Source organism: Neglectibacter sp. X4 (genome assembly GCF_009917365.1).
In the GTDB taxonomy this organism is placed as follows: Bacteria; Bacillota; Clostridia; order Oscillospirales; family Acutalibacteraceae; genus Acutalibacter.
On sequence record NZ_QWLE01000088.1, the window covers coordinates 1 to 6,072 of the forward strand.

Sequence of the window (6,072 nt, forward strand, 5' to 3'; positions counted from 1 at the left end):
CAGGAACGCAACTTCGGCCCCACAGCGCCCCTCGTGAGCGACGAGAAGGGCGGCTACACCAGGCCGGTGAACTTCCGCAAGAGGTACTACCGGATTTTGAAAGCAGCGGGCATAGATCAGAAAGGATTGCACAGTTTAAGACATCATTTTGCGACCCAACTGATAAACGGCGTGAAACAGCCCGACGGCACCATCAAAGCACTCTCGCCCCGGCAGGTGGCCGATCTCCTGGGCCACAGCACCTCACAGATAACCGAGATGTACTACGTCAAAAAAGACACAACCCGCCTGCAAGGAATCACAGACGGATTTAATTTTTAGCAGGAGCAAGCTGGCACAAGGGAGAGCGCCCCGGATTTTTGATGATTTATTGATGATGTACCATACGGAAAAGCTAGAAACGGATACGAACAGAAACGAAAAAAGCGCAAAATACACGCCCAGGGGAGCGGCAATCCAGACCGCATACCACCACCCAAAGACACGAAAAAGCCCGGAATTCCAAGGAATTCCGGGCCAAGTCTGTGGCAGGGGCAGAAGGGCTCGAACCCTCGGCACGCGGTTTTGGAGAGCGACAGTGCAAATTTTAGACAGTTTTAGATACCTCTATCTTGTACCGCGCTATACCGGAAAACGGCTTAAAGTCTGAATTTCAGGCACTTCTCGCCCTTAAAACCTGAGTACAAAACGCGAATCTTCTGCACGTTTGCTGGAAAAACTGATAGAAGAATTTATAGTGATGTGATAGACAACTGCTTCGGCGTCTTCATCTGGTGTTGCCTAAATAGAATCTCAAATAAAACCATCCTGTTTTTTGCAAGAAAGCCCTGGCAGCTTTGCTGCCAGGGCTTTCTTATGGTTAGAAAATATCTGCATGGGTTCTAAACTATAAATTTGGTCTGATTTAGCAAAAGAAAACTACAGCCGCCTGTTGTCAGTTATGCTAAATAATGAAAGTATATTCATATAAATTGAATGCTATAGAATACAGCAGGTAAGATTATGCAAAATGTGCTTCTGTCCTTTGCAATATTTTTGCTTTCATTTTTAGCCTACGCTGTACCAAAAAACTGAAGGATTTCATTGTAGGTTGTTCGCACATCTTGTCCAGCTAAATGGATAGAATGATCAGCATATTTTTGAAAAGAAAGCAAATCTCCTTCCATATCCAACAACAAAATCCCTGCTTCTTCTAATGAATGTACCCAGTCAAAAAAATTTGCAGATGTGGCACGTAGTACCATGCTTTCCCATTCAGATTCTTGACGACTGGTCAACAGAGCGGCTTGATAGCCTTCTTTTTGGAACAGCGCCAACAATTCTCTCATTTGGTTTAACGGCCCGTGAAGGGCGGTAGCAGGCATAGATAGTTCTTTGTGAATCAGTTTCGGTGTACGGTCTGTGTACGCTGGCAAATCTGTCAAAATCAATCCTTCTGACAACATCTTTCCAAGCGCATATGGCGCTGCCATACTATTCGTGCGAGACATAAAAAACACATTTTCTCTCTCAAGTTTTTCCAACACTGGAGTGGTGAAATCTCCCACTATAATGTTATTCCCAATAGGCGAATCTCTTTCCTGGTATAAACCTATAATACCAGATTCATAGCGAATACCTGTAACCCAAGAATACGCTGCGGGAAACACAACATGCCCATTGTTCGCACAGGCCGCAAAAATACGGCTTCCGGCATCGGCAAGCTGCTTTGTTATCTGACCAAGTTTCTTTACTTCCAGCCAGTTTGAACTGCCTAAACTCATGCAGATATAATCCGGAGGGCCTTTCAAGCACCAGCCCAGAGCTGTACAGACATTTTCAAGGGTAATGGTACTGTCTTTGTTATGGGTAGAGATTGTATGCAATTCCACATGCCTGGGCATCACAGAGGCAAGAATGGAAGCGCAGATGGTGCCGTGGGATCGCAGAGCGTAAGCACCATTCGCTTGATGATCAGTTTTACCTTTTACAGAGAAAAGAGTATTGACTGTTTCACCGCTTAGCTCCTGTACGGCTGTACGGGAAATATAATCATCAATAAGGACGATTTTCATGGATTACCCGCTTTTTGTGCTTCTGCAACGCAGTGGACAATCTCATTAACGCTATATGTTTGTAATTCTTTCATCAGCCTTTCCATAGGAATGCTGTATGTATTATATATGCCAATTAAAACATGTGCCATGTCACAGGCTTGAAATCCAAAGTCAGCAGAAAACAGGGAGACATCATAATTATCTGATCTGATATTCCCACATTCCTGTACAAAAAAAAGAACTGTTTCCTGTATTGCCTGCCTATCCATAAGCCCACCTCCTAAATATTCTGGAGCAGCTCTGCTTCTATGGAAGCACCCAGTCTATCCATTTCGCCTTCTGACAGCCCAACATATAACTCCATCTCTCCGGCAGGAATGGGAGGAATTATTTCTTTTTTGATAAACTCCTGATTTAATGTAACATACCGATAATTTAGTGTAGCCTGATCCATCACCATTCTTTTGCAAGCTAAGTTTAGCCTCTTTACATTGGCATTGTGCCTATATTTACATAGACTATGCAAATGTTCCAATGCCTGATTATTGTAAGACATCGCATATAAGCTTAAAACAGATATGTCTGCATTCAGCGCATTCCCTATAACAAAGGCTAACTCTCCATAATCATCAAATTTGAAAGGATTATTGGGCATAATGGCGCCAGGGCAGCCAACAATAATAATATCTGGATGGGTTTCCATGCTTAATTTATAGACAAAATGATTAAATTGAAGAATTTTTTCTTTTTGGCACCCTCCTTCAAATAAGAATTGGGGTAAAGGCATAAATCCAAATAAAGAAGTATACTCTTTGGTTCCTAAAAGAGAAACATTATATCCAGCCTTTTTGAAAAAATCCGCAAGACCCAATTGGAGATCGAATTTGTTGCTTTTATCACCCACTCCTAAAACTGTGATAATTGGAACTGGTATCTCATAAAGTTTTTCAGGCACGGTCGCTAATGTGTCCTCAACAGAATACCCAGTGACTTTTACGCTGTCAGGAAAAGCCATGTATCCTTTTTCCTCCAGGAAAGCACGCAGGCTTTCTGTAATTGTAACAGGCTTATCATTTTTTAAGGCTAAGTCCAGTGCTTTCCAATAGCTTTCTGCCTTTAGTGCTGATTGGGGCGCATAATTTATGAATATACCCTCGCATTGTAAAAGCGCAGACTCTAAGTCGGAAGACACAATCTGTCCTGTAGGAGGGCCACCGTCACATTTGGCCGCATCCTGTCCAACAAGTCCCAACCCCTTTGGTGATATTGGCAAGACAGAATCATATCCTTGTACCAATTGCGGGAATCTACAAAATACACTTAATTCTTCTTCATACGGATAAACCAATAACTTACTCACAGGCATTTCTCCTATTATAAACAATGTCGATGAAAGTCCAGCGAAACTGTAAGCTTCAAAACAGGGAAACCCTGACGTAGACTATCTTCGCACTCCCTCAAAGCGTTCAAAATCAAAACCGTTTTCTTTGAGAAAGACTAGGTCACGCAGTTTTGTGAAATTATTACCCTGTACCTCTTTGCACCGGGATAATCGTTTCAATGCGGAAATTGTTTCTCCGTCAATGGAGAGGGCGATGCATTGTCCACACAGAGAAAATGCCCAGCACTCTTTACAGTTCTTTTCTGTCAGCTTCCCTATGTTCAGCATAGAACAGATTCTCTGCTCATTGAACCCGTCATCCAAACTGCCGATTTCCATTTGTGAGCTTTCCCCGATACGTTCACACGGGAAAATTTTACCCTCTACATTTACAAACATACGCCGGACACCTGGCGTGCAGGGGCCGCCTGGGTGGGATTTTTCAGGTAGCAGACCATACGTCGTTATAATTTTTTGTATATAAGCAAGTTCCCCCAGATATGTGAAGAAGGACGGAGTAACAGAATCGATTTCCAAATATCCTAAGCCATATAACAAAGCTTTTGTGCGTTCTATGAGCATGGTTTGGAGAAAGGATTCACCATATTCAATTTCATTTTTGTTCCCCACGTCAGTCACAGGAGTAACAAGACATTCTGTCCGTGCAAGAGTCTCGTTTTCAGCAAAAAAGTTTAAAATCCTTTTCAAATCGCGATTTGGTGGGACAACAGTGTTAATTCTCATCAGGTCGAAATAATCCGGATGCCGCATTTTCAAACTGCGCAAATTTTCTAAAACATCATCATAAGAGCCTTTCCCATCCACATAGCAGCGCTGTGTATTTTGGTATTCCTTTGGCCCGTCAAGGCTGACCAGAAGGTTAAAACCTTTATTAGCCATAAAATCGGCAGTTTCCTCTGTAAGACGCGTCGCGTTAGTTGTAAGCCCGTATGACACATGCTTCCCTTCATATTCGTTTTCAATATATTCTACCACTTTTTTAATCAGCTCGATTTCCAATAAGGGTTCGCCGCCGTAAAACCCTATATGGATGGAATCGCAGTCAGTAGAATGTTCCATAAGAAAATCCACCGCTTTAAAAGCAGTCTCTTTTGACATGCGTTTTGCGCTGTGTGTTCGGTTATAATAACTTCCTGAATAGACGCAATAATCACATCTCAAGTTGCAGTTTTGTGTCACCTGAAGAACCATCTCACTTACTCGATAGGCTGTTAGCTGTGATAAAATATGTACGTCAGGATGTTCAATTTCTTTAAGCTTAGTTGGCAGGCATAGCCCTTGGGCCTGGAATCTGCTGATACACTCCTGCTGAGCCTCCTCTCCTAATAAGCCTTTTAGAGCGGAAGCATCTGTTTCTTCAATTTTTGTAAGGCTTCCGTTTTCACGGTCATATAAATAGTTTAGTTTTCCAGGGACTTGGAAGACAATATAGGTCATGTTAAACCACCTTTTCATTGATCTGTTAACTGGAATATATTAAAGTTAAGAAACCGCCAAAGAGATTTTCTGCCGTAGCAGAGAGACCACTCTGACGGTTTCCCCAATTCAGATCAACCTGCTAATTGTGCCTGGCTTATATGAGGCTAGGCATTTGGTTTATCCAAATTGAAAACCCGTGTACCGCCAATATAGGAAATGTTGTAATCCGCTATATTGTTGCTGGAACAAGAGCAGTACACACATGTGCAGGAACAGTTGCATGCACTCATTAGTTCATAGAAAGAGTTCACTGTTCCTTTCATACGCGCTTTTTTAAGCGTCCCTTTCATTTCTGCCAACTCCTTTCACAAATATTTTATAGAAAAGACCGAAGTCTAAACTATACGCAACACCGCATTTTTTCTGAGTTATGCAATACAGCAACTTACTCTTTTGGTGCTTGTTCGTTGAAAGATACTTCTGCAGCTTTTTGGAGTTCCTCCGCGCACCGTTCAGCAGGCAGACTCTTCTCTGAATAAAAGTTTTCTAATATTGTTTCTGTATTAAGGCTATAGAGTTTTGTACAAATAAGAGGCATACCTAAATATTCGTTTATTTTCTGTATAGTGATGTCCGGATCATATTGATTCATGAGAAGACCCAACGCTCTTTCATAAACGTAATAATATGCATCACCTTTGAGGGATTTAGTCAGTGGAGTGATATTCTTTTTATTTAATGGGATACCTGATGTGAACACCCAGTTCCCTTTTATGCGCACGTTTTCCCGTTCTTGCAGGCAGTAAGACATAAACCTCCACGCAAGTTCCGGGTTTTTCATGCTGGCTGGGAAAGCGAAGTCTGTATAAGAATCGACGCTTAACTGGCCTTTCGTATCCACCAGCGGATATGGACCAGCCAGATACTCGAAAGGCTGGCTGATGTACGCCATAGAGCAGGGATCAATGACAGCCCAACTCATCATAGACAGATTTCCCTTCTCCAGGTATTCATCTAAGACTGCAATTCGTGTAACATTAGGAGTGTCTTTTTCTTTATGAACACGAATCAGTTCGTTGACATAGGCTGGAAGCTGTCCTCCTCTTCTGGAGATGCGCTCTAAATCTAGCCGATCTTTTTCCTCAATGCTGCCTGTTGTGTTCAAAAACTCCAGGAATGCAGGCGACAGAAAAGAGGCAGTCCCCGTCTCTATGT

6 protein-coding genes are annotated in these 6,072 nt (G+C 42.4%); 1 reads left to right on the forward strand and 5 read right to left on the reverse strand.

The window, feature by feature from the left end:
- Positions 1-321 (forward strand): tyrosine-type recombinase/integrase (locus D1841_RS16095; RefSeq protein ID WP_161880147.1); only part of this gene is annotated, 321 nt, incomplete at its 5' end.
- Positions 322-1,052: 731 nt separating this feature from the next.
- Here D1841_RS16095 and D1841_RS16100 read toward each other — a convergent pair.
- The 5 genes from D1841_RS16100 to D1841_RS16120 all read right to left on the reverse strand — a co-directional run.
- A complete protein-coding gene (locus D1841_RS16100; RefSeq protein WP_160644617.1) occupies positions 1,053-2,054 on the reverse strand; it encodes a S8 family serine peptidase in 1,002 nt (333 codons plus the stop codon).
- Complete coding sequence (locus D1841_RS16105) at positions 2,051-2,305, reverse strand: hypothetical protein (protein ID WP_160644619.1); 255 nt, start codon at positions 2,303-2,305, stop codon at positions 2,051-2,053. Before D1841_RS16105 ends, D1841_RS16100 begins: the two co-directional genes overlap by 4 nt.
- An 11-nt stretch (positions 2,306-2,316) precedes the next feature.
- Positions 2,317-3,396 (reverse strand): TIGR04066 family peptide maturation system protein, encoded by a 1,080-nt coding sequence (locus D1841_RS16110; protein WP_160644621.1) that lies wholly within the window; start codon positions 3,394-3,396, stop codon positions 2,317-2,319.
- Between the two features lie 81 nt (positions 3,397-3,477).
- Entirely contained in the window at positions 3,478-4,875 is a 1,398-nt protein-coding gene (locus D1841_RS16115; RefSeq protein WP_160644623.1) for a radical SAM/SPASM domain-containing protein, read from the reverse strand.
- 427 nt (positions 4,876-5,302) lie between these two features.
- Positions 5,303-6,072, reverse strand: a 770-nt coding sequence (locus D1841_RS16120; protein ID WP_166554294.1) for a hypothetical protein, incomplete at its 5' end; no start/stop codon positions are given.